Genomic DNA, 26,884 nt, shown 5'->3' with positions numbered 1-26,884 from the left:
ATACGAACAGTGAAGGTGATGAGTAAAAAATATGAACAGGAACGGAGGGAGTCAATCGTTCTTTCCGAGAAAGGCCCGTAAATGCTCTCTGCCCTCACCCTCCCGACTCGCTCTCCCCTGCGTCTCGCGGGCGAAGGAGGGCCTCAAAACATACCCGATTTTGGCCCTCTCCTTTCAAGGAGAGGGAATCGAAGGGTGAGGTTTGCTTTTATCCCCCGAAGTTTATGACGGGCATGTTCGCTGTGTATGATCTTGAAAAAACGCAGGGTTCAGCTGCGACCGGTCATATTCCCGTTTTACTGTGCGGCGATCCGCTCTTGCGCGGCTTCGATGATCATCCGCAGAAGATCGGCATACCGGAGACCGTCGAACCCGGCCATGATATTCACCTTGCCGTCCCAGCACCAGCCGGGATTGGGATTGACCTCAAGAAGCTTGATCGTTCCCTGGCTGTCGGTTCTGTAATCGAACCGGGCATAATCGCAGCATCCGAGACGTTCGAAAAGCTTGACGGAATAATCGATCAGCTGACGCTGTATGTCTTCCCCGAGGTTGGCGGGCTTGTAAGAAACCTGTGTCCAGTAGGGCGATTCGGGGTCCCACTTTGATTCATACCCGAGAATCTGCGGAAGGCCAGCTTCCAGTCCCGAATAATCTACTTCGAGCGGACAGAGCGTCCTGTATGTCAACCCCGGATTTCCGATAACACTGATGGAATATTCCGGGCCGGTCAGAAATTCCTGCACAAGGATGGAACACTGGCCGTATGTTTTCCGTAACCAGTCCACATAATTCATGAGTTCCATGGTGTCGTTGACGACCGCATCCTTGGTGATTCCCATGCTGCTGTCACCGAAATTGGGCTTGATGAGCGCGGGAAATGTTGCCGGCAGGGTCACCGCTATGTCTTCCGGTCCGAGAACCGATTCGAGGGGAACCGGTATTTCGAGGGATTCCGCGACCGCCCTGGTCAGATTCTTGTCGTAACAGAGCCCGAGACAGGCCGGACCCGCTCCGGAATAGGGGACATCGAGCATTTCGAGAACAGAGGGCACATGGAGCTCCATAAACGGGTTGTTCCTGAATCCCTCGTCACAGAGATTGAACACAAACTGGGGCGGATTTTTGAGAAGAGTACGGATAAGATTCTGATGGTTGTCCATATATGTGAATGTATAATCATCGAGCTCTTCGAGCGCCGATTTCAGTCTCAGGATGGTCTCAAAATCCTCGCTGTTGAATTTCCCGTTCAGCTTGACACGGTCGGGAAGGGTGGGATCACCCATGAGTACGGTGACATGAGGAAACAACGGCGCTTTTTTGCGGGTCATTTTCACCACCCGTTTCGGCGCCTGTGCGGTGAGGATGAGACGGTGAGCCATCATTCCGAGGTCCTGACCCCTCGTGGAGTCGGATTCGATCGTGCTGTGAAAATGCACCAGACGGTAACCGCACGTATCGAGGAGACTCTCGAGCTGATCACGGGTGTAGAGACGTTCGGCATAGAACTGGTCGGCGAGCACTCCTTTTTCAGCATGCGCTATCAACTCGCGCGATACGATTCGCTCACCGTCCTGGGCAAGAGCGCGCTCACGGCAGACGAAATGATTCTGGTCTATCCACTCCCAAGAACGGGGTTCGAAATGATCGTGCATCCATTCGCCATCGACAACATCGAGTACAAGGATCCCATTGGGAATAAGAAGGTTCGTAACATTGTTCAACAGCATCTCGTCGTCGCTCTTCTGCTCAAAATACCCGAACGAGTTGCCGAGCAGCATCACACAGTGAAACTGTTCACCCTGGAAACGAACTCTGCGGGCATCACCTTCACGGAATGTTATGGAGAGCTTTTCGGATTTTGCACGTTTCCGGGCAAGCCGAATAAGGTAATGCGAACGGTCGATGCCGGTTACGTTACGGAAGCCCCGTCTTCCCAGTTCCATTGAATGCCGCCCCTGACCGCAGCAGAGATCGAGAATATGGTCATTGGGTTCCAATGCTGCAATCTGCATGACAAGGTCGATGTCACGTTTCGTGTTGTCAGGATTTTCAACGACATCGCCATCGGTTTTAAGATAGAGAGAGTTGAACAGTGTCTTCCACCATTCGGATGGAAGATGACGTTCCAGGTCTGAGACAGGTCCCCAGGTTCTCGTTATGGCGGGAACGGTTTTGACAGATTTGCCCTTTTGCCCGTTAGGGATTTTCTGATTCAATTTGTGCCACCTCTTTTTTCTATATCATGAATTTATAATTAGAAAAAACATGAAAGAGTATATCCTTTTTTTTCATGAACTGCAAGCAAAAAATATCCATTCCGGGAAAAAAATTTCCCAAGAGAATGAAAGATATAAATTATTATTATACAATTTGTTATAGAAATAGCCCCGACGGGAGTCACGATCATGTGTTTTACTGCCGTACCGATTTTCAAATTACGGTCCGTTCCGGATGCGGAGTAGTGTTCACAAACGACAGCAAGAGGGGGATTACCGCCCGAGTCACGCTTTCTCGTTCCGGTAAAAAGAGGGTCAAAGGTTGTGCTCGGGTAAAGGATGGAATAAAGCAGGATCAGACCGACAGGAGGAGAAAGAAATCCGGTTATTCAATGAGGGCATAAAACTTATGGATGAGATGTTTTGCCTGTTACTGTGTCATTCTCGTGAAAGACATCACCCTCGAATCTTTAATCGGGGGGGAATCCATCATCCGATGCTCATGACAGAGGTATGTTGATACTGGATTTCCAATTCACTTCATGCCTGGGAATGACAATACTCGCACAATAAATCAGTGATTATGAGCTTATTGAATAACCGGAAAAATAAAAAGCTCCAGGAGAAATACCATGGAGCTTTTTTTGCTAAAAAAAGTTATCTTATGCAAGTTCACTGAGAATCGAAGCCATTATATTTTTGACACCGCTGTTCTCGAGAGAATAATAGACGACGTTGCCGTTCCTTCTCGATCTGAGAACCCCTCTGGACTTCAGGATGCTCAACTGCTGTGAGGTAAGGGACTGCTTGGTTCCCAGTGTTTTAACAAGCTCGCCTACAGAACGCTCGCCGCTCATGAGAATGTTGACAATCTGAAGCCGGACAGGATGAGCCACTGCTTTTAATGTTTCGGACATTTTCTCGAGCTCGTTTTCTTTGATCAGGTCTGATGATGATGAACGTACCACGTTATTCCTCCGTCAATCTGGTTAATAATTACAGGCTAATACAATGTAATATGCTAATATACTATAAATATCGCGGAACACAAATAAAATAATTTATTTTTTTTTAAATTTTTAAATTTTCTTTCAATAATTGTATATTTTTAAAAAAAATATGTATATAAAATATTTTCTATTTCATATAATTTCGGGCATTTTTTAATAATGCAGTGCCGAGCCATATGCTGCGAGGTATAGCTGATGAGAAACTCACCCCCGTCGCAGTAAGGCTTCTTCTCTCTTTCGCATTTTTTAAACGTTTCTGTCAACTCTTGTCTTGAAGTGGAACGATTACCGGTATATATTTGGGTTTAAGGAGGTAAATCATGGAGCATGATGCATACAGGGAAGCCGGTGTCGATATCGATGCCGCAATGGCGACAAAACGCACCATAAGGGACATGGTCCGCTCGACCTTCAGGCCCGAAGTCCTTACCGACATCGGCTCGTTCGGCGGTCTTTTCAAACCCGACTTTTCGGGGATCGTCAAGCCGGTGCTGGTCTCTTCGGCCGATGGCGTGGGCACAAAACTCAAGGTGGCATGCATGACCGGCCGTCACGACACCGTGGGAGCCGATCTGGTCAACCACTGCTGCAACGATATCCTTGTGATGGGTGCGCGCCCCCTGTTTTTCCTCGATTACCTGGCATATTCCCGTCATGACGATACCATGGTCTGTTCGGTGATTTCGGGGATGACCCGCGCATGCAGGGAAAACCGCTGCGCCCTCGTCGGGGGTGAGATGGCCGAGCTTCCCGATGTTTACCATCCGGGAGAATACGATCTTGCGGGAGTAATCGTCGGTGTCGTGAGCGAACAGCGTATTCTGGACGGTTCGCGGGTGTCCGATGGCGACCGTATCCTGGGGCTGGCATCGACCGGTCTCCATACAAACGGGTATTCCCTGGCGCGCAGGCTTTTGTTTCAGACAGCGGGTCTTGCTCCCGGGGATATGCTGCCGGGAACCGAAACCACAGTAGCGGATGCCCTTCTCGCGGTACACCGCTCGTACGGTCCTTCCATACTCCCGTTCCTCGATGATACCACCATTCATGCAATGGCGCACATCACCGGCGGGGGATTCACCGGAAACATCGACCGGACTCTTCCGGGACACCTCGATGCGCTCATCGATCTGGACAGCTGGCCTGTCCCGCCTCTGTTCCGGTTCATGGCGAAAACAGGCGGTCTCAGCGAAAAGGAGCTGTACCGTACGTTCAACATGGGAATCGGCCTGACAGTCACCGTGGGCGCGAAGGATGCAGCCGCAGCGGCGAATCTTCTCCGTTCATCGGGCGAAGAAGTTTACGAGATAGGCCGTGTTGTGCCCGGGTCACGGGAGGTTCGTCTTGTTCACGGCGATGCATGAACGGAATCCGTTCCTTGTTTACTGTGGCCCCGCCATAGGATACGGAGTGATCATTTTCGGCATGTCTTCACTGCCGGGGAGCGCCATCAGGCTGTACCCTTTCCCGTATTTCGACAAGCTGCTGCATGTTCTGGAATTCGGGCTTCTGGGAATATTTCTGTACAGGGCATTCCGTCTCTACCGGCCTCTGCGGCATCCGTACATGCTGTCGCTGGCGGCGGGCATCCCATACGGCGCGCTCGACGAGATTCACCAGCTCTTTGTGCCGGGCCGTCAGTGCGATATTGCTGATTTTGCGGCGGATGTACTGGGAATAGCGCTTTTTGCGGCGATGTCATCCCGCCAGCACCGGAAAGATTCACAAAACATCACACGATGATCCGAATACACAATTCGGACAGACAGAGGAGAATTGCATAAAAAAATCTTGAAAAAAGAGATTTTTTTTACGAAAAACATCATTTTTTCAAATATGCCGTTCGTTTGAATATTAAAATGTCCTTGACATACTGTTCCGAGAGTATTATAAAAGTCTGATAGAATTTTTTAGAATACCAGGGAAGACAGACAATGGATCAAAGTTTCGAGTCGCTGGTCAGTAAGCTCAACAAAATCGGAATTGCGCTTTCCTCCGAGCACAATCTCGGCAATCTTCTCGATCTGATCGTGCGGGAAGCGAGATCGTTCACCCGCTCGGACGGCGGAAGTCTCTACATACGGGATGGCGATGAGCTCTCGTTTGAGGTTGCCCAGAACGATACGTTCACCCGCCGGTTTGGAAAAGTTCCGTTCAAATCCATCAAAATTCCCATAAGTCACAAGAGCATAGCCGGATATGTACAGTCGACCGGTGAAATCATCAACGTTTCCGATCTCGACGAGGTTGGCGACGATGTTCCGTACAGCCTCAAGACCATGCGCGAATTCGATCAGAAGATGGGGTACAAGTCGGTCTCCATGCTCGTGGTGCCCATGCGCAATCACAAGGACGAGATCATCGGCGTTCTCCAGCTCATAAACGCCCTCGATTCAAACGGGAATCCCGTACCGTTCAACAAGGACCTCGAAGAGCTCGTAATCTCGCTTTCCTCACAGGCTGCGGTGGCAATCTGTAATTCACGGCTGATACAGGATATCAAGAATCTGTTCGAAAGCATCGTCACCTATTCGGCACAGGCAATCGATGCCCGAAGCCCGCATACCGCCGGACATTCCGAACGCGTCTCGAAGCTTGTCATGCTTCAGGCGGAATGTATAAACAGGCAGACAGGTGGACCCTTCGCCGGTGTGACCTTTTCGGCGGAAGAGCTCAACGAGCTGCGGATCGCATCGCTCCTTCACGACATCGGTAAAATCGGTGTTCGGGAAAGGGTGCTCGATAAAGTCAACAAACTGTCGGATGACAGAATCGAAGCCATTGTCAACAGATTCAGCTTTGTCAAGCGCGATATCGAAAACCGGGAGAATCTCCGCAAACTGAACACGCCCGATCGTTCTCCCGACGATGACAGGAAAAATGATGCTGTTACAGCCGCGGCGCTTGCCGAAGTCGACTCCGACCTTGAATTGATCCTCAGCCTGAACCGTCCTAAATATTACTCCGATGAGGAAGGCGAGCGTCTGAAAACAATCGGGCAGAAAACGTATGTCGATTGGGCCGGAATCGAGCAGCCGTTACTGACCCCTTTCGAACTGGACAACCTCCTCGTACGGAAGGGCAACCTTACCCAGGAAGAGCGCACCGAGATCGAAAGTCATGTTTTTCATACCCTTAAAATTCTCGAAAAGATACCGTTCACCGAAGAGCTCGTGCGTGTCCCCGTCATAGCCGCAACCCACCATGAAATGCTCGACGGCACCGGATATCCGAAGAAGCTCGCTGCCGGGGATATCCCCCTTCAGGCGCGGATGCTCGCTGTTGCTGACATCTTCGATGCGCTGACCGCCAAGGACAGGCCATACAAACCTCCGCTGCCGCTGAACATCACCGAGAAAATTCTGCGCGAGGAAGCCGACCACGGCAGACTGGACAAGGACCTGGTCGAGCTGTATTTTTCCGAGGAAATCTACAAGGACTTGTAATCCGTCGTAATACATCCCCTTTACATGCCGGGTGCATCCCTTTTTCCTTACAGGCGTTCAATAACCATATTACACGTTTTGCTCCGATAATCTCTCTATCCCAGTGCGGAGAAATGGCGCATTTCCCTATTGATGGCTCGTTCCGGCAGGGAGCGTGAAAACCCATGATACAGCATGAATACGAACGTTTACAGGAGCTGCTGAAGCTGAGCACCGATCTCGCCGAGGTCAAGGACTTCGATGTGCTCATGGAGCGGATACTCAAGGCAGCCCGTGATTTTGTCGGCTGCGATGCGGGTTCTATCTATATCAGGGAAGGCAACCGGCTTAAATTCAGCTACACGCAGAACGATACCCTTCAGTCAAGGCTCGAAACGGGAAGGAAGCTCTTATACAATACCTTCACGGTTCCCATCAGCAACGAATCCATCGCGGGTTATGTGGCGCTTACCGGCGAGATGCTCAACATTCCGGACGCTTACGCGCTCAGCGGCAGTCTCCCGTACCGTTTTGACAGGAGTTTCGACGAGAACGCCCGTTACCGTACCCTCTCCATCCTCACCGTGCCGCTCAAGAAGAACAACAATCAGGTCATCGGCGTTCTCCAGCTCATCAACGCCAGGTCAAGCGAGGGAACGATCATCCCCTTCGATCCCGGAGTGGAATTCTATGTCACGTATTTTGCCAGCAACGCGGCGGTCGGCCTCGAACGGGCGCAGCTCATGAGGGGTATTCTGCTCCGCATGATAAGCATGGCGGAACTCCGTGACCCGAGCGAGACAGGCATCCATGTCAACCGGGTCGGAGGTTATTCCGTGGAAATATTCGACGAATGGGCGCGTGAAAACGGGCTATCCCGGACGGAAATCGACAAACAGCGCGACACGCTCCGTATGGCCGCCATGCTCCACGATGTGGGGAAGGTTGCCATATCCGACACGATTCTCAAAAAACCGGGCCGTCTCGACGTAGAGGAATTCGAAACCATGAAGATGCATACCGTGCTCGGGGCGCGGCTGTTTCTGAACACGTTTTCGGACCTCGAGGTTGCGGCGCGGGATGTCGCGCTCAATCACCATGAAAAATTCAACGGCGCCGGGTATCCGGGGCATGTCGATCCCTTCACGGGGAAGCCGGTTCCCGGTAAAACGGACAGCGACGGCAGGCCCCTCCCGAAACGGGGCGAAGACATTCCGCTCTTTGGCCGCATTGTCGCGCTCGCCGATGTCTACGATGCGCTCTCGTCACAGCGGTCGTACAAGAAAGCTTTCGACGAAGACCGCGTTCTGTCGATAATCCATGAAGAGAGCGGCAAACACTTCGACCCGGAAATAGCCGCCGCGTTTTTCTCCGCGCTGCCCTCGATACACGCGATCAGCCGGCGCTACGAATAAAAGCATACCGGACGGCATATCTTACCGGCAAGAGAACGGTTCCATGTCAGTTCGGGTTCTCAACGCACATTTATCCTGATTAATGTATCAATTTGAATTTTATTCTCACAAAAGATCCCCCCTGTCTTCCGGCATCCCACCTTTTTAAGGGGGGAGCGGCTTTTAGGGCACTTTCTTCATCTCCCTTTCTTTTTATAAGGGAGATACAGCGAAGCCGAGGGGGATCAATCATGTTAGCAGATTTAACCGTATAACCGGATTTATTTAATATACGTTTTCATCTTTTATTGTCACAATCTATGTTCATGAGAATTATTCATGAAAAATATTACCACAAAGGCACGAATAGACATAAATTATTATTTATACTATCATAAGTAATCGTTCAAATCTTTAATATATCCGCGTTCTGTCAGATTTTGTGAATGGGAAGGATCAGACTGAAAACGGGAAATAACGAAAAAAATTATGAACATTAATCAAGTTTTATTCTTTTATTTCGATACTATCTTTATATATTAGAGGGACGGGCAGAAAAAAGACGGCACTGTGCCGCCGGACTCCATTTACGATGGCCGGAGACGGGCGGCGGATTGGTTGTGTATTATGAACGTTGATGCACAGCAGCACCTGAAAGAACTCATCTTCCTCAGCTGTGAGCTGGCCGAGGTAAACGATTTTGACGTTCTCATGGAGAAAATCCTGAAATCCGCCCGTGAATTTGTAAACTGCGATGCGGGTTCCATCTACATAAAACGTGAAAACAACCTCGTCTTCAGCTATACGCAGAACGATACTCTCCGGAAGAATCTCGCTCCCGGCCAGAAGCTCATCTATACAACCCATACCATTCCCATAGACAACAATTCGATTGCCGGATATGTCGCCGTGACGGGGAAAAACCTCAACATTCAGGATGCATATTCCCTGCCGCCGAATCTGCCGTTCCATTTTGACAAGAGTTATGACGAGCTTTCCCACTACAACACCCGATCCATCCTGACAGTCCCCCTGAAAACGAGCAGCGGCGATATTGTCGGTATTCTTCAGCTTATCAATGCGCTCAATCCGCGCGGCAAAGCTGTTCCGTTCAGGGAGGAATTCGAGCCCTATGTCGATTACTTCGCCAACTGCGCCGCAAACGCGCTCGAACGGGCTCTTCTCACGAGGACAATTCTTCTCCGTCTCATCAAGATGACCGAGCTCCGCGACCCGAACGAGACAGGAGACCATGTCCGCCGGGTTGCCGGTTTCTCGCTCGAGATATACGAAAAATGGGCGAAAAACCATGGCATTTCCCATAAGGAGATACTCCATTCTGCGGATATCCTCCATATGGCCGCCATGCTCCATGATGTGGGGAAAGCCGCTATTTCCGACCTGATTCTGAAAAAACCGGGAAAGCTGTCTCCCGATGAATACGAAACCATGAAACGGCACACAATCTTCGGCGCCCAGCTTTTCAGCAGCCCGACCTCCGAGTACGAAAAAGCCGCCCAGATTGTCGCCCTCAACCACCACGAGTGGTTCGATGGCACCGGATACCCGGGTCATGTGGACCTGATGACCGGTTTGCCGCTCGAAGGGCATACCGACAGCAGCGGGAAACCGCTCCCGAAAATGGGCGGGGAGATTCCCATTTTCGGCCGTGTGGTCGCGCTCGCGGATGTGTACGATGCCCTTTCGTTTCAACGCATCTACAAAGATGCGTGGGATCAGGATCGTGTTATGGCGACGATTCAGAGTGAGCGGGGAACCCATTTCGATCCCGAGGTCGTGGACGCTCTTTTGGAAAGCCTTCCTGTTATCCGCAACATCGCCGAGCGGTATTCGTAATGTTCGTGCCTCTGTCCTTTCACATATCGGAGCATACCGGATGAAGCGTCTGATGATCATGATGTTTGCCGTCGCGGTGTGCCTGTTTTACGGCTGTGCGGCGCGGACGAAATTCACGCCGCTGTTCGACGGCAGAACCCTCGATGGATGGGAAGTCAGGGAGGGACCCGCGGATATCTGGGAGGTCGGGGACGGCGTCATAATCCTCAACGGGGAGGGACATGAACGGGGCTGGCTCGGCACAAAGGGGCGCTACAGGAATTTCGTGCTGTCCTGCGAATGGAAAATCGCGGTGGACGGCAACAGCGGGATTTACCTCCGTATGGCGGACGATCCCGACCAGAATCCGGCCTATGACGCTATCGAGATTCAGATTTGCGACGACAGCGGGCCGTCATACCTCGGGAAGGACCCCATCGAGCTGAGCGGGGGCATCTACGCCGTTGTCGGAGCATCGAAACGGATGTTCCGCGGCCCGGGTACATGGAACAGGTTCGTGATAACCTGCATCGGCCCGAAAATCACACTCGAATACAACGGGGAAACAGTTCTCGATATCGATGCGCGGACATACCATACGCCGTTCAGCTGGTTCGACCGGATGCGGCAGCCGCTCTCGTCGAGACCCCGCGAGGGTTATATCGCCCTCCAGACCCACGGCTCGAAAGCGTGGTTCAGGAATATCGGGATACGGGAGATAAAATAGAAGCAGTCCTCCGAAACGGCTCTCTTCGTTTGTACATGACGAAATATTTCATTGCGTATATTTTTGAAATAGATGCCGAAACGAGTTCGGCATGACCGTCATCCTGAACTCGTTTCAGGATATATTCGAATTATATTGTCACGTGTAAATCACTGTCTTCTATTTCATGAGCACGAGCTTCCTCACCATGTTTTTCCCTCCCGCCTGGACCGAGCAGATGTAGACCCCGCTGCTCACATCCCCGCCCCTGTCATCCCTGCCGTCCCATATCGCCGTGTGAACTCCCGGGGGAACCGTCTCATCGAGGAGAGTCCTGATCTCCTGGCCGAGGATACTGTAGACCCGGATGGCGACTCTCTCTTCTTCGGGGATTTCATAACGGAGGGTTGTCGAGGAATTGAACGGATTCGGATAATTCTGCGAGAGGGTGAACCGGAGCGGCAGGGAAGGGGATTCAACACTGACATACTCCTCGCCGTAATGATACACGTTAGAGAGGGTGGATTGTTTCGTTTCGGTGATTGCGCCGATATAGATGTCGCCTGTCTCGACATCCGTCCATGACCGCTTGCCGCCGTAGGTGAGCAGAGCCGTATCGTTGAAGTCGATGACATGTTTTGTAGCAAGATCGTTGCACCGGCAGAGAATGACCGTCTCGTACTCAGGCTCATCGCGCTTAGTCCAGAACAGTGCAAGCCGCACGGGTTTGTCGGTCTCTACTGTGAGAATCCTGTCCGCGGCGGTGATCGAGAGAAAGTTGGGCCTTACGAAATCAAGGTAATGGGGTGTCGTTGTCGGTGCGATGTGAACAGGGAGAAAATTGCCCTGCGCCGTAAAAGGCACATCGACGCTGAAGAGATTCGGCGCTATCTTCCGTATGCCCGGCGAGTCATTGGATGTTATGTCGTTCCCAGCGAGCGCCGTTCCGCTGAGATCGACCTGGACTGAAAGGGGAATGGAAAACACCTCGATCGGAAGACCTCCGATCCAATTGCTTTCATGCACCTCGATAATGCACGTATTGCCTTCCCAGCGAGTTGTGATGTTGTCCACAGAGTCGCGGAGAAACCGGTGCTGCATGCACTCCCCATATCCCCCCGTAAACACGAATGCATCGCCAATCGCGAATCGCTGGCTGGCAAAAAAAACTTCGAGATCGTCCTTGCAGGTATCGTGCCAGTGGGTGAAATCGTTATACCAGCCGTGGTTTTCGAGCGTCTTTTCGAGAACCGACTCGCAGTATGCGATTCCCTCTATCCGTGTTTCAAAAGCCTGTGAACTGAGCTTTGTATTCCAGCAGTCCCAGTACCGTGTCGAGGAGGGCTGGCAGATCGCTTCATCGGCGGTATAATTGAACCTGTCGGGATACCCGAGGTACTTTCCGGTGATCTTTGAGACACCGTACGAAGTTCTGCTTTTTCCCGAAGCGTTGAAAGCGGAATTCCTCCCCGCAATAAACCATTTTTCCATGGCATACCGTACGCCGATTTCTCCCATACGGTAACTGAAACACGAGGGATAACGGCCGGATATCTGCTTCACCCATTCACGGTGATAGACTATAAGATCGCTCACCACATCGATTTCCCCCGATCTGCCGTTCTGCCAGTTGTAACCGTACCTGCCGCCGCTGAGATCATAAAGCTGCTGGCCGTGATTGGGGTATTTGTAGGGTTTCACTGCCCCGACAGTCACATCGGGGAAATAATGTTGCCCGACTTCGGTCCATTCCTTAAGGAAATAATCGGGGATATACGGATAATCTTTTTCCGAATAGTACTTGTAATCCTTCGGGTACTCCCAGCCGTCTGGATTGACCCACCGGTCGATCTGAAAATAGACTTCCCAGCTCAGCCTTCCAGTCTGCGAGCATTCTGATTTGTCGGTGGTGACAGTTATGGAAAACGGCGAATCGAAAACCGTGAGGGCGAGGTTGTATTTGAAACCCCACAGCTCCGCATCATACCGTGTCGAGGGCACAAGAACATCGGTACACTGGCTCCATGATGCCACAGCGCCGTACCGGTGATCGCAGGGATAGACAATCTGGGCGGACGAGCGGTGCGCGGCCAAAAGCATGACAAAAAAACAGAGACTGCGGACGCCGTGGTGAAGGTTCATCCCGGAAAACCCCATAAACAATAGAATGTGATGCGGTTTCACTTCCGACTGTATGGATTTTTCTGCGTTGATACGATCTTTTTGTTGCCGTTCGCTTCCTGTGCATCATTTTTTATCCTGTCAAATATAGCATTCCTGAAAAGCCGCGCAAGGACAACCTTACAAATTATAAAGGAATTTTTCGGTGGATATCACTGTATCTGGGAAATTATGAAAGTCCGGTGAAAACAAGAAAATATTGGCAATTATAAACTGTGCGGTTTCCGGTGTATTCCCACGAACCGGATTCATGAACAGTCACCGGGGAATGACAACCCGTTGTTTCCTGAAGTCATAGCACCGGTCGATAAGCTCGATATACCTGAGAAACGTTTCCTGTTCCGTTTCACTGACGGCTGTGGGCATTGTTATCGATAAGGTATGGAGCACCTCGTCACGGGTGATATTCGACCGGAACCGGATTATTCCCCCTTTTTTGAGCGACGTCACAAGCCCCTGTTCTTCCATGGATTCAAGGTACGCGCGGTTTGTCATGAGCGGTTCGCCGGAGGGAACGCCCTCCCACAGAAACACACGGTCGGTATGGGACAGGCGTTCGGGATACACGAGGCCATCCCTCCAGAGTACGATAAGAAAGCGCAGACCCCGTTCATCGAGCATGATGTATTGCTGTTCCCGTATTTCCTCGGTTTTACGTTTTTTCAGGCGATCCTTTCCCGCCCAGAAGAGCCGTTTTGTGGCGTGCTGGGCAGTAAGCAGAACCAGACCCACCGGACCGCCGAGCGGTATGGGAAGCCCCAGGAATTTACCGGAAAAATTCCTCCGTTCATCTTCGGGATTTCCCTGAAGTTTCCGAATCATCAGCTCAATCGGATTTATCATGGGTGGTTTGTTCTTTTCGGGTTTTTCACCATAATGCCGGGTTGTGTCGAACGAGTATACGGGACCCCGTTTTACCGTGGTATCAGGAGTATCAGTGGTATCAGAAATTTCAACGGTATCGTGAACTTCGGCAGGAGGCAGCGTTTCACCGGGCTGTGCGGACTTCAGGAGGAAATAGTCGGGCGGCAGCTGTTCACCGGATTCAGCCGGTTTAATATCTGCCGCAGGAGGGAGTTCGACAGCCGGTTTCGCATTCCGGGGCTGTTCGGGTGATATGGCGGGTTCGGGCTCGATGTTCTGTTGAGGAGGTGAGGGAGGTTCGGAAACCGGTTCGGGTAAGTGTGGGGGCGATGGTTCTTCCTGCGGCTCCGGTTCGGCCGGTTCCGGAGGTAATTCGACAAGCGGTATCACCTCCCATACGGTCTCTTTGCGGGGCGTCGAAAACCGGTAAACGGTAAACAGGGCTGTAAGCAGTCCATGAATGATGAGTGAGATGAGCAAAGCCCGGCGGAATACCGTGGTTCTGTTCGTGGGATGGGTCTTCATAACCGCTCTGTGTCAGCCTGTTGACTTTTCTCGTCGTTCCTGCATTATAGCCCGGTCGTGGTTACATATACGAATATATATTCAATTTCTCCGGCAGATGCCACTGTTTTCCTGTTACATATGACGGGCGGACATGAGAATAGCACACAGCGTGCAGGCAACAGCAAGGGGTATTACGAGGCTTTTGCGGAAATGTTTCCCCGATCTGGAATGAATACCGATGAGCGCGGGAATGGTGCTCCCGCCGAGTACTCCCGCCGCGAAGATGACCCCGAAAGCGCTCCCGCGGAAGAGCGGATCGACTTTTGCCACCGCCTTCCCGGCGATTATGGGAAACATGGGGCCGAGTGTGAAGCCTGCAACGATCACCGCCGCAGTGGCAATACCCTTATGCTCGTTTTTTACCAGAATCACGAGAACCAGAACCACGATAATGATGCACGTGATCAATACGGCCGTTTCTGTGAGGGGAGACACATACATCGCTGCAGCGAGCCGGCCGCCCATAAGGCTCAGCCAGAAAATCGAAAGCGTGATGTTCGCGGCGCGGTCGGTGAATTTCAGGCTGTTCGCATATGTGGTAATCCACGAGGAAAAGGAGCTTTCGATACCGCCGTAACAGAACAGGGCGCAGCTGAAAATGATGACGGCGGGATTGGAAAGGAGCACAAGAGCCTGCGCAGGGACAAACCGGCTGTGAATATCCGGAAACACCGTAAACAGCACAAACGGGAGCGGAATCAGCAGCAGAACCGTGAAAAAATTCCCCGTGTGACGGAATCCGAAACGGCGAACGAACAGTCCGATCACGAGCGGCGGGGTCAGGGCGCCCAGCGCGCCGAAAACATGGCCGAAATTGAGCGCGGCGGAAGGATTCAGGCCGTCGAACAGCACACGGGTGATGAGGTTATTGCCGAATGTCATGAGGCTCATCCAGCCTGTACCCATGATGAAACATGCAAACACGGCGCTGCCATATTTCCGGGCGGAAACGAGCATATATACCGAAATCGCGGCAAGGACAAACCCTGATGCTGCCACGGGACGGTAGCCGATGGTATCGACAAGAACTCCGAGCACAAGCGACACCACCATGCTCGTAAAGGTCATGACGGATATGAGCCCGCCGACACGTGCATTGTCGATGTCGAGCGATCGCGCCAGTTCGAGCTTGAAAGCGCCGATAACGGTGCCGATCATACCAAGACTGTATATGCTTGTAATCGCAAGAACCGCTGTCATGTGCTCCCCTGTGTGTTGAAATGTTGAAAACCCGCGGACAGCGCGGAATTAAAGGCACTAAAATACCACATTATTCCTGCCGGATAAAGCGGTATCTCTGATAATTGCCGGTAAAATTCATGCGAGCAGCCGGGAGACATCTTCATCCGCTGCCCGTAACCAGGAAAGCCGTCTGTGTTGATTACCGGTTAAAAACCTGTTGAAAAACAACGCGAAACTCCCGTATATATGGATGTAAGTTAGCCGCCGAGGTCAGGACAGAAATCTCACGATGAATAGAACGCGGATTTGCGCGGATTGGACGGATATACGCGGATTTTTTTCTTTATATATCGTTTTTTCATGTAAACGAATGATAATTACTAAATATAATATAAATAATCTCTTATCTCTATTTGTGTCTTTGTGTCTTCGTGGTAAAATATTTTCAGATAAACCCGTGCAAAAAAGAGGATTATACCATGTCTGAACACCTGTTAACAAAAAGCGTCTTCACTGCTCTCTCGCGCCGTGATGCATGCTCGCGAATTGCCGGAAGTGTTGCCCTGACAGCCATTTCGTCATTTCTGTCGCCCGCAGCGGGGAATGCCCATGTATCACCGGATTCCCCGTATTCCGGGGACAAGGAAAAACGCCGTAAGGAGCTCTATTCGCTCCTTGGCGACCTCCCCGACCGTAATCGCCCGATCACTGTTCAGAAAATCTCTGAGGAAAAGACCGAAAAGTACATTCTGGAAAAGCTCGTGCTCGACCTCAACGGCATCGAGCCGGTTCCGGCTTATTTTGTCCGGCCGCTCGATGCCCGCGGACGGACACCGGTCATTCTCTACAACCACGCCCATTTCGGCGAATACGACATGGGCAAGAACGAGTTCGTTCTCGGCCGTTTCGAGATGCAGAAACCGCCATACGCAGAAGAGCTGACCCGCCGCGGGTACTCGGCGCTCTGCATCGATGCATGGGCATTCGGCGAACGCCGCGGCAGGACCGAAAGCGAGATTTTCAAGCAGATGCTCTGGACAGGGCAGGTCATGTGGGGAATGATGGTCTATGACAACATTCGCGCGCTCGACTACCTCGTGTCGCGGGACGATATAGACTCAAAGCGCATCGGAACCATGGGAATGTCCATGGGAAGCACCATGTCGTGGTGGCTAGCGGCGCTCGATACGCGGATAAAGGTCTGTGTGGACATCTGCTGCCTGACCGACTTCGATGCCCTCATCGAGGCCCGCGGGCTGGACGGGCACGGCATCTACTACTATGTTCCGAGCCTCCTCAGGCATTTCACCACATCGCAGATCAACGGGCTCATATCGCCCCGTCCGCATCTCGGGGTCGCGGGACGGTATGATTCCCTTACGCCGGTCAGGGGTCTCGAGCGCATCGACCGCGACATGAAGGAAGTCTACCGCCGTGACAACGCACCCGAAGCATGGAAGCTGACAGTCTACGATATCGCCCATTTCGAGCCTGCGACAATGCGGAAGGAGATCGTGGAGTTTCTGGGAAAATGGATGTGAACATACCACATTGCGTTCATAAAGGAATAAAAGCATTTACGATGTACGATTTTAGATTTACGATTTTGGAATGATATACCTCCATAATTCGTTAATTGTAAATCATATCTGGATTAAAAGTGAATATTTAAATACGAATTGGTATGAACATACCACATATAGTTTTCACTGTCTGATGTCATAACCGGTTTTAGAGTTTACCCCCCCCTTGGATCATTATTCAAGGGGGGATTTTTTTTGGTATCATTCATAAAATTCCTATATATCAATGGGAAAACCGATTCCCCTGAAATTTTTGTTTCTCTCCCCTCGTCAAATACACTCAAGCATGCTTATAACACACTGTTCATATTCTGAAACACTGTAACGAATAAGGAGAGTATATGAAAGACTTTTTGAGAAGAACAGCCGTTGTGATTATCGCTCTTGTTACGATCTGTCCATGCATTTCTTCCGCAGCGCCGTCTGCCGAAAACGTGACGGGAGAGCATATCTGGCTCGGTGTCCTGAAGGTTCCCAACGCTGAGCTTAGAATGGTGATTGAAATATTCCGCAAAGCCGACGGGAATCTTACGGCTGCACTCAGTAGTCCCGACCAGGGCGCATATGGTATCCCGGTCGATGAATTTTCCCTTGCGGACGGAACCGCGCGTTTTGTAATAAAAGCCGCAAATCTTGTTATCGAAGGTCCGATCAACGATAAAGACATGACGATCGATGCGCAGTTCAAGCAGGGCAGCGAATCGTTACCTCTTCCCCTGAAAATTGTTGAAGAGGTGCCTTCCCGCCCTCCAAGAAAACAGGACCCTGTAAAACCCTATCCCTATATCGAGGAAGCTGTAGTTTTCGATAATCCCGAAGGTGGTGTCAAACTGTCCGGCACTCTGACCATTCCCCGGACACAGGGGGTGCATCCGGCAGTCCTGCTCGTGGCGGGTTCGGGGCCGAATGACCGCAATGGAACATCGTACGGACATTTCTGGCTGCTCGCCGATTATTTGACGCGGAACGGATTTGCCGTTCTCCGGTATGACAAACGCGGAATCATGCGTTCGACCGGGAATTATCGTTCGGCAACAACGACCGATTTCGCCGGTGATGCCCTTGCCGGGGTACGGTATCTCATGAGACACTCCGATATCGATCACGGGGCAGTCGGCATGATCGGGCACAGCGAGGGAGCTTTTATCGTTGCGCAGGTGGCGTCCGAAAGCCCCGATGTGGCCTTTATCGTGATGCTCGGCGGGACAGGAATCAACCACTACGATCTTGAGGTTTTACAGGATTGCGCGGAAATAGGACAGTCGAAAGGTTTGGGCGATGCCGACATCGCGGTAATCCGCAGCTGGTCGCAACGGTTTTATGCCATTGCGAAGGACGAAAAGGATGACGCGGTCGCCGAGAAAAAAATGCGGGACATGTACGCGAATATGACCGACGACGAGAAACGTCTTATCGGCGAAAACGAGTGGAATATGGGCTGGACTCTCCAGGCAAAGAACGCCATCTCGCCGTGGTTCAGGGAATTTATAGCCGGTGATCCGCAGCCGATACTGCGGAAGGTCACATGTCCGACGCTCGCGCTGACCGGCAGCAAAGATGTCCAGTGTCCCCCGAAAGAAAACCTCAAAGGGATCGAGGAATCGCTGAAAGCCGGAGGGAATACCCGGTACACTGTGATAGAAATGCCGGACCTGAACCATCTCTTCCAGACAGCCACAACCGGTTCTCCCGATGAATACTCGAAACTCGAGGAAACCATTGCCCCGTCAGCTTTGGATACGATCGCACAGTGGTTGACCGGTCAGACAGGAAAATACGTCAGCAGTAAATAGACGGAATACTGTTTTTGAACAATAATTAAGAGGGCGGAGAAATTCCGATTTCACCCCACACGTCAAATGCTTTAAAAGTCTTGTGATAAAGTCTGTAAGTTTGGATATAAGCTGTCAAGGGTCGGCACGAAGTGCCGATCCCCGATTAATGATTCGGGGACAAGCTTACATGCCCTTGACAGCAACAAAACAACACATTTCGTCATAGGGCTCGTGAAATATATACTTTTTCACAGCCCTCTTAAAGCATGCTTATAACACACTATTCTTATTTTGAAACACCAAAAAGGGGAGTATCATGAAAAATCTCTTGAAAATTTTGGCTGTCGCGATCATTGTTCTTGTCCTGTTCTGCCCGGGTATCTCCTTCGCGGCACTGACCACGGAGGAGATCGGGGAACATATATGGTTCGGTGTTCTCAACGTCTCTGGCCATGCTCAGTTCAGGATAGCGATTGAAGTGTTGCGTAAAGCGGACGGGAATCTTGCCGCTTTTTTGACCAGTATCGACCAGAGGGATATCGGCATTTTGGCCGATGAGTTTTCCTTTGAAAACGGAACTGCCCGATTTGTAATAAAGGTTGCGGATATTGTCATCGAAGGTCCGATCAACGAGGATGACCTCTCGATCGATGCACAGTTCACGCAGGGGGGGAACACCATACCCCTGCCCCTGAAAATCGTTGAGGAACTTCCCGTTATCCCGAAGAAACAGGACCCGGTAAAACCCTATCCTTATGATGAAGAGACGGTTGTTTTCGATAATCCCGCGGTTGGGGTCAAACTCGCCGGTACGATGACCATACCACGGTCCCCGGGGCCGCATCCTGCGGTTCTCCTCCTGTCGGGTTCGGGTCCCATGGAACGTAACGAAAAAGCATTCGGCCACAAACCGTTCCTCGTGCTCTCCGATTATCTCACACGGAACGGGTTCGCGGTTCTCCGTTATGACAAGCGCGGAGTAGGCAGGTCCACCGGGGATCATCACTCGGCAAAACCGTCCGATTTTGCCAGCGATGCCCTTGCCGGGTTCCGGTATCTGAGAAGCCGCCCCGATGTCGATCCGCGTGCTGTCGGCATTGTCGGGCACAGCGAGGGAGGCCTGATTGCTCCCATGATTGCTACCGAATCCCCGGATGTGGCCTTCATCGTTATGCTCGCCGGGCCGGGAATCAGCAACTGTGAGGGTATCGTTTTACAGAATTGCGCCATCAGGCGGGCGAAAGGCATGAGCGAAGCCGACATCGTGATATTCCACGACTGGATCGAACGATATCATGTCATTCTCAGAGACGAAAAGGATGATGATGTCGCCAGAAAGAAACTGAACAGCCTGTTTGACAATATGACCGAAGATGAAAAAAGGATTGTTCCCACACCAAGACACGCCATCGACGCCGACCTCTCCTCACCGTGGTTCAGGGAATTCATAGCCGGCGATCCCCGGCCGACGCTGCGTAAAGTAACATGCCCGGTGCTTGCATTGAACGGCAGCAAGGACGTGCAGGTTTCCGCAAAGGAAAACCTCAGAGGAATCGAGGAATCGCTGAAGGCCGCAGGAAACACCCGGTACACCGTGAAAGAAATGCCGGATATGAACCATCTTTTCCAGGTAACGGACAAGACCGGCGCTGTGGAGGAATACAAAGACATCGAGGAAACCATGTCCCCCGTTGTGCTGGATACGATCGCACAGTGGCTGGTAAGTCAGACAGAACGATACGCTCAGGGAAAGTGAATGTAATAGTATGGTATGTTCTCAATAATGACACGTAAATATCTGCTTGATCAATAGTGTCCTGTTAAAATTCTAATAAAGCTGGAAATATCGTGTAAATAGTCTATTTATAAGTATGTGGAGTGTTTTGGATGTGATTATTACCCCTTTTCTCCACCCGAACTCACCCCTCAATCCCCTCTCTTTCAAAGAGAGGGGAAGCGCCACCAATATCTGTATTATCAAAGTGATATGCGCGGGGTGAGTTCCTGTTATAAAGGTGGTAATTGTCATAGTCTGCTATAAACACGAGATAATAAATATTTTTACCGGACAGTTATCCTACTTGATATAAAAATCTGTATATCCCTTTTAAAATAGTTAACTTAATTGATCCCCTCGGCTGCACCGTTTCCCCCTTACAAAACTAAGTGGGATACCGAAAGGCAGGGGGGATCTTTATGATAATAAAATTCAACTTTAAATATCTGAATTAATCGAATTAAAAACAATGTGGTACAGACATTTCCCCATTTTTAGGTATCATATCATCGGCATATAAAGTCCATTTTATTTTAGGATATCTATTTAAGTTATTAAAAATATCACGATTAAACTTGTATTGTAAAGTAAATATATCTCCAATCTCTTTCTCTTGTTTTGGAAATAAAACATCATCGGAACGGTAAACTACATGTATTGATCCTGATTCTTTTTTTACCCAAATCTTATCAGAGGAATAATCAGGTATAACTTCATACATAACGGCATCACTTCCGTCATGTTTTTTTAAATCAGGAAATGAGAATTCCAGCATGCAATGATTTACCAACAAATGGCTTTTATTTATTATCTTTATTCCTAATTTATATTCATGAATACTACCAATATCTGTTATTACGATATATTTGAATTCAACAACAACATCAGGTTTGTTAGCTCGGTTCATTACATCTCTTATCTGATAATCCTCCATTGGTATAACTTCGAAATTCAATCGAATGTAATATCTATAATCTTTATTTTGAGTAACCTGATGTGCAGTCATGCTCTGTGGAACTTCAACAACATAAACGACATGATCTGTTCCGGTATTTATTGGCACAGGATAAATGGTAAATCCTGATATGGGAGGTTGAATATTGGATGCAATAACTTGTTCCAGCCACTCTTTAGAGTACTGTGTGCGATCGATGGGATCAATTTTTTCAGGTTTATGTTTGTGAGATTTTTCTTGGTATTCCTGTATACCGTAAAATATCAATCCCCCGGAAGCGTTCGCCATTCCGGAAACATCTTTTGCTATTTCTTTCTTTTTACCGTCACTTTTATCGAGTGAATCAGCACCTTTATACTCTAAACCTGTACTTTCTTCTATTCCATTATCAATATAGTGCTGAATTATTTCCTGATCCCATTCTTTTTCCATACTATCTCCCTTGAATATTAATAATATTAAACATTTGAATATATTTTTTCAATATTTTTTAAAATGAGCAGATTTAGTCTGTGGAATGTTAATAAAAAGTTTGCCTTTATAATATAATAATATACTGAAAAGATTTCAATAAAAATTTATTGATACAATTTTATATCTTTTTTACTTTAGTAAGTGATTAGGGTTTCTTTTACATGATCATCTATGGATATAGTTACACTGTTGTACTTTTTCATTCACACCCCGTTCACCACATTCTTCGGGTTTCCCGCGAGAAACGCCCGAACGTTGTCGACCACGATGCCCATGAGCCGTGACCGCGCAGCCCTCGTCGCCCACGCGATATGCGGGGTGATGATGCAGTTTTTCGCGTTGAGGAGCGGATTATCCGCTGGGGGAGGCTCGACCGGCAGCACATCCATGGCGGCGCCCGCGATTTTCCCGGTATTGAGCGCTTCGGCAAGGTCGTACGGGTTCACAAGCGGTCCTCTGCCGGTATTGACGAGGTATGCCGACGGCTTCATGAGCGCAAGACGGGCTGCATTGATCATGCCCTCCGATTCGGGTGTCAGCGGACAGTGGAGGGTTACCACATCGCTTGTCATGAATACCGTGTCGAGGTCTGTGAATATCACACCGGCGCTGTCCGGCTGAAACGGGCTGATGTCGTATACGAGCACCTTCATACCGAACGCCGATGCTATACGGGCAACTGTCCTGCCGATCCTGCCGAACCCGACAATACCCATCGTAAGGCCGTCGAGCTCGATGAGCGGGTAGTCCCAGTAGCAGAAATCGGGATTCGATGTCCATCTGCCGATGCGGACGGTACCGGAGTGATGGGCGACATGCTGGGTCATCTCGAACAGCAGCGCGAACACCATCTGCGCCACGGACATCGTGCTGTATGCCGGAACATTGGTCACCGGGATACCCCGTTCGCGGGCGGCATCGAGATCGACGACATTGTACCCTGTCGCCATGACGCCGATATATCTCATTTTGGGGAGCTTGTCGATAACGGGACGGTCGAGCACGGTTTTGTTGGTCAGCACGATACCCGCTCCCGCTGCACGGCGGAGCACATCGGGGGGGCCGGTGCGGTCATGGATGTCGCAGTCGCCGAGCTCCCGGAGGGCATCCCAGCTCAGGTCTCCGGGATTGAGCGTATAGCCATCGAGAACGACTATTTTTTCGATATTACCCATCGATTCGTATCCTTTCCGATCTGTATATATCTGTCTACACGATTCAATAGAACACGGATTCACGCGGATCAGGCGGATATACACGGATTTTAATTTTCGAACATATCATCAAAGAGGGTGTGAAATATACTATTTCATTTCCCTTTTATCCCGGATTATTCTGAAAATGCATGTGCAGTTCACGGTGCCAAAGCCCCGGCCTGATGACGGGAGTCCCTGCGATGCAGTCATTCCCGAATCTTTAATCGGGAATCCATATACAATCTGCATACATTTTCTTCCTTCGTTATGACTATCTATGGTCATAGGCGTTATTCATAAAAAAGGATCAGCACACACGACGCGTCTCGCTGCAACACCGTATGAAGGCATCAAGATACAAATATAAAGGATTATTTATGCTATCATGAATAAATTGTGATTTTTCATGTCAGAACCGTCCGGATGAGTTTCATATCATCGGCATAATGCAGCGCGGTGTGGGTTTCAATGAATCTCCCCAATTCCCGATTCAATCAATTTTCTTTTTTTACTCAAGCCCTCTTCAGCATATGAACACCCGTTTTCAACGGTGAGGCAACAGCAAGGTTCTTGCAGTCTTGTCCTGTCCCCTTACATGGGTGATGTCATGAAGCGAAAGGAAGAGAGTTTTTTTGAATCAATCGTAAAACTCCGAGATAAACAATAGATTTAAGTATTCTAATAAGCAGCTATTTTTGTATTGATTTTTCCCGGATGGCATTATATCATATCGCTTTATATAATTGATGATCGATTAAGATCAAGTTCAATTATAACTCTTATAAGGTTTAAAAAAAAATGGAAGGTAGTTTATGATATTTTGTTTATCAACAATCTAAAAAAAGGTCAGGTGAAAGCAAAATATGGTATAAACAGGCTGAAGGTGAAAGTAATCATGTATCAGTCGATTATGTAAACATTTTTTTACTGAATCTGAGATGCAATCACTAAAAGATTGGGTCATCGAATAATGAGTACCTGAACGATTCATGAATTATAAGCTTGTTTTTTTGCCCTCACCCCCCGTTTCGCGCGGGCGAGGGAGAGCTTCCAAACGGATGCTGAAAGTTGAATCCTCTCCCATGCATGTGAGAGGGAATTAAAGGGTGAGAGAACACATTGTAAAACAATGCGGTTAAGAAAAAATCGTGATATGCATATCCTGCCTTCTGAGTAACGACAGGCATTTACGTACAGCACGTTTACCGGGAATCCGGGTACGCATTTACCGGATGAACTAAAAAATTATGGTTATTACCTGAAACCTCGACTGTTGAACAGCCGACAATCCAAGGAGTACTTTATATGAAAAGAATATTGACTGTAGCAGTTATAATATCAATTCTGGCAGCAGGAATACCCATGAGAGCATATTGTGGAATCGTTTCACCGCTTGTGGTTCTTCCTTCAACAGATGTCCGGATTCCGCAGGGAACAGATATAAGATTGTACAGTGCTCCCATGATTCTCGCGAGTTCATTCTTTGATGGCAAAACTCCTGATGCTTATATACTTTCAAACGATCCTTCCGAAAAAAAGCTTATCACAATGGATGCTGCAGGGAATGCCGTGACATATACAGATTCCGATGTTCTGGCAGGTGTAAGCTCAAGAAGCGGAATGGTTTATGGCGATAATATGGTCGTTGTTATTGATTATAATCCCAGTGGTGGAGCGAACTACTCAGCCTTGTATAAGCTTGCAAAAGACGGGACCTTCAGCGAATGGAAATTATCCCAGGGTCATGGTGGAACCAATTTTGTTATACCCGGAGTCAAAAACAGTTTGTTCTTACCTGCTTCCCTTCCTGCGGGTGTCAGTATGCAGCAGGGTATAACCGCCAAGGTTCTCAAATCAAATTATACCTTCGGTCCGGTTGGCAATTTTTTCTTCGGACCGGACGGAAGCCTCTACGCGTTTACCAGCAGCGCCAACAGGAAAATGCTTGCAAAAATTGCGGCGGACGGTTCTTCAGGTGCGGCAGCGGAATCCGATATTCTCGTGGGCACAAACTTACGAGCCGGAGCTCTGTACGAAAACGGATATGTTGTATCGGTTGACTATGCTCCTGATGCCGGTAATCAGTTTGGAGGAATTTACGTCATGAATAATGACGGAACCTATTCCACATGGAATCTGTCCCAGGGGCACGGCGGTATCAGTGATCTCATTTCCGCCCCGCAGGGCGGTTATTATTTTACCGACTTTGAAAATGACAATATCTGGCACATCACGACACCGGATCAGGCTGAAACACCCCTGTTTAAAGAATCTCCGGTTGCGCCGTGGTCGGTCGCTGCAAACGATGCCGGCGATGTATATATGGTGAACTGGATACCCGGCGAGTGGTGGTCCAACGGCGGAATCAATGCGGTTTACCGTTTGGCAGGCGATTCTGCAGAGCTTGTTGTCGAGGCGCCTGAAGGAAGCCGGTTGTTCTCCATAGCTGCCGCCAGAGGCGGCATATTCGGGAACTCCTTTTATGTGACTGACAGCCTGGGCGGCAGAATTTTCAGAGTGGAATCAAACAAAACCCTGACACCGGTTATTACGGGGCTCAAAAATCCCGGAAGAATAAAATTCGATACGGTTACGGGGAACATGGTCGTGGTATGCGATGGCCAGTATATCGTGTGGTTTGGCAGCAACGTAACCTCTTTCACTGCGCAGCCCGAACCTTCAGAATCTTTCAAAGGTTTATATTTTTCCGATTTTGAATACGATAACGTCTGGTTTGTTCCGGCTGAAGGAAAAAACGAGATTCCGATTCTTGAAAGTGATATCCCGCCGGGTCTGGGAACGATAACATACAATGATTTGAACGACACTATCTATGCCTTGAACTGGCAGGGGAGCGGCTGGCCGTTCGGAGGTGAGGATGCCGTATACGAGATCGGATCGAACGGCGTTGCAACGCAGGTTATCAAGGGGAGTTTTTCTTCCATAGCCATGAGCAGGGGAGGCGCCTTCGGGAAAGCCCTGTATGTGAGCGATTCGCAAGCCGGTCAGATTCTGAAAATCGAGGACGGGAAAACCACCGCGGTAATCACCGGTCTTCCCAGCCCCGGAGCGATTTCCTTTGATCCGGTATCCGGCGCTATGGTGGTGGTTTGTGAAGATGGCAAATCGGTTGCATGGATCGGTGCGAACCTGAAAGCCCCTGCAGCCGGAGACCCGGGAACTGTCGGGATGTTTTTTATTCCGGAAGAACAGGATTCTAACCGGATGGGCAATTTTACCATAAACGGAAGCGAGGTCAGTCTTCAGTTAACGGACGAAAAGCCTGCCGGATATTCTGCGGTCAGTAAAAAAGCCCTGACCGGTGATTTTGAAATAACCGCGAGTATCCGCATGTCCGAAAAAACGCTTCAACAGGGACAGAACAGATATGCTACTTTTTCTGTGGTGTCCGATGTGTCGGGTCAGAGAACAAACCAGGCTTATATTGGGATTCTCCAGAAAACTGCAGGAATTACAGGGTGGTCGGGAGGACAGTACGCCGTCTACACAGACATGTGCATAGGCGCATCCTGGGGAAGGTTCAATTCCCAGTCTCTATCAGGCGAGCCATTCCGTTCTTTTAAAATTGCCCGAAAAAACGGCGCAATTTCCACCTACTATCTTGAAGGAGATTCGTGGGTGAAACTCAGCACCGCAAGCGATGGTTTCAATGATCGGGTAAGAGTATATTTTTCACTTACTACCGACTGGGACGCCACTGTCGGTGTTGCTCATTCGGC

16 protein-coding genes and 2 pseudogenes are annotated in these 26,884 nt (G+C 49.7%); 11 read left to right on the top strand and 7 right to left on the bottom strand.

The window, feature by feature from the left end; translation table 11 throughout:
* Positions 1–296 precede the first annotated feature (296 nt).
* Positions 297–2,219, bottom strand: a complete 1,923-nt coding sequence (locus LLG96_17835) for a methyltransferase domain-containing protein (protein MCE5252067.1) — start codon at positions 2,217–2,219, stop codon at positions 297–299.
* Between the two features lie 662 nt (positions 2,220–2,881).
* Positions 2,882–3,187: a metalloregulator ArsR/SmtB family transcription factor gene (locus LLG96_17830; GenBank protein ID MCE5252066.1), complete on the bottom strand. Its 306-nt coding sequence runs from the start codon at positions 3,185–3,187 to the stop codon at positions 2,882–2,884.
* Positions 3,188–3,549: 362 nt separating this feature from the next.
* Between LLG96_17830 and purM the strand changes: the two genes are divergently transcribed.
* The 7 genes and pseudogenes from purM (at position 3,550) to LLG96_17795 (ending at position 10,611) form a co-directional block, all read left to right on the top strand.
* Positions 3,550–4,593, top strand: coding sequence for a phosphoribosylformylglycinamidine cyclo-ligase (gene purM / locus LLG96_17825; GenBank protein MCE5252065.1), 1,044 nt, complete (start codon positions 3,550–3,552; stop codon positions 4,591–4,593).
* Positions 4,574–4,972, top strand: a complete 399-nt coding sequence (locus LLG96_17820; protein MCE5252064.1) for a VanZ family protein — start codon at positions 4,574–4,576, stop codon at positions 4,970–4,972. The genes purM and LLG96_17820 overlap by 20 nt, the downstream gene beginning before the upstream one ends.
* Before the next feature lie 191 nt (positions 4,973–5,163).
* Positions 5,164–5,703 (top strand): annotated as a pseudogene (locus LLG96_17815) (GAF domain-containing protein).
* Between the two features lie 126 nt (positions 5,704–5,829).
* Positions 5,830–6,558: pseudogene (locus LLG96_17810) on the top strand (HD domain-containing protein).
* 281 nt (positions 6,559–6,839) lie between these two features.
* Entirely contained in the window at positions 6,840–8,069 is a 1,230-nt protein-coding gene (locus LLG96_17805) for an HD domain-containing protein (GenBank protein MCE5252063.1), read from the top strand.
* A gap of 606 nt (positions 8,070–8,675) precedes the next feature.
* A complete protein-coding gene (locus tag LLG96_17800) occupies positions 8,676–9,905 on the top strand; it encodes an HD domain-containing protein (GenBank protein MCE5252062.1) in 1,230 nt (409 codons plus the stop codon).
* Between the two features lie 40 nt (positions 9,906–9,945).
* Positions 9,946–10,611, top strand: a complete 666-nt coding sequence (locus LLG96_17795) for a DUF1080 domain-containing protein (protein MCE5252061.1) — start codon at positions 9,946–9,948, stop codon at positions 10,609–10,611.
* Positions 10,612–10,770: 159 nt separating this feature from the next.
* Here LLG96_17795 and LLG96_17790 read toward each other — a convergent pair whose 3' ends face one another.
* From LLG96_17790 to LLG96_17780, 3 genes are all read right to left on the bottom strand, one after another.
* Entirely contained in the window at positions 10,771–12,732 is a 1,962-nt protein-coding gene (locus tag LLG96_17790; GenBank protein ID MCE5252060.1) for a T9SS type A sorting domain-containing protein, read from the bottom strand.
* A 297-nt stretch (positions 12,733–13,029) separates the two neighbouring features.
* Positions 13,030–14,160 (bottom strand): hypothetical protein, encoded by a 1,131-nt coding sequence (locus LLG96_17785; GenBank protein ID MCE5252059.1) that lies wholly within the window; start codon positions 14,158–14,160, stop codon positions 13,030–13,032.
* Between the two features lie 114 nt (positions 14,161–14,274).
* Positions 14,275–15,402 carry an MFS transporter gene (locus LLG96_17780; protein ID MCE5252058.1) on the bottom strand — a complete coding sequence of 376 codons (1,128 nt, stop codon included), beginning with the start codon at positions 15,400–15,402 and terminating at the stop codon, positions 14,275–14,277.
* A 461-nt stretch (positions 15,403–15,863) separates the two neighbouring features.
* Here LLG96_17780 and LLG96_17775 point away from each other — a divergent pair, with 461 nt between their 5' ends.
* The 3 genes from LLG96_17775 (at position 15,864) to LLG96_17765 (ending at position 20,498) form a co-directional block, all read left to right on the top strand.
* Positions 15,864–16,925 carry a dienelactone hydrolase family protein gene (locus tag LLG96_17775; GenBank protein MCE5252057.1) on the top strand — a complete coding sequence of 354 codons (1,062 nt, stop codon included), beginning with the start codon at positions 15,864–15,866 and terminating at the stop codon, positions 16,923–16,925.
* Between the two features lie 383 nt (positions 16,926–17,308).
* A complete protein-coding gene (locus LLG96_17770) occupies positions 17,309–18,760 on the top strand; it encodes an alpha/beta fold hydrolase (GenBank protein ID MCE5252056.1) in 1,452 nt (483 codons plus the stop codon).
* Between the two features lie 298 nt (positions 18,761–19,058).
* A complete protein-coding gene (locus tag LLG96_17765) occupies positions 19,059–20,498 on the top strand; it encodes an alpha/beta fold hydrolase (protein MCE5252055.1) in 1,440 nt (479 codons plus the stop codon).
* Between the two features lie 481 nt (positions 20,499–20,979).
* On the opposite strand, the gene LLG96_17760 is transcribed toward LLG96_17765, so the two are convergent.
* The gene (locus LLG96_17760; protein MCE5252054.1) at positions 20,980–21,906 is read right to left on the bottom strand and encodes an ATP-binding protein; all 927 of its coding nucleotides are present in this window, start codon (positions 21,904–21,906) and stop codon (positions 20,980–20,982) included.
* 245 nt (positions 21,907–22,151) lie between these two features.
* Positions 22,152–23,123, bottom strand: a complete 972-nt coding sequence (locus LLG96_17755) for a D-2-hydroxyacid dehydrogenase (protein MCE5252053.1) — start codon at positions 23,121–23,123, stop codon at positions 22,152–22,154.
* 1,326 nt (positions 23,124–24,449) lie between these two features.
* Between LLG96_17755 and LLG96_17750 the strand changes: the two genes are divergently transcribed.
* On the top strand, positions 24,450–26,884 hold a 2,435-nt coding region (locus LLG96_17750; GenBank protein MCE5252052.1), incomplete at its 3' end, for a hypothetical protein.

It is taken from the genome of bacterium, from assembly GCA_021372535.1.
GTDB lineage: Bacteria > Latescibacterota > Latescibacteria > Latescibacterales > Latescibacteraceae > JAFGMP01.
This window is presented reverse-complemented; position numbering and strand designations above follow the sequence as displayed.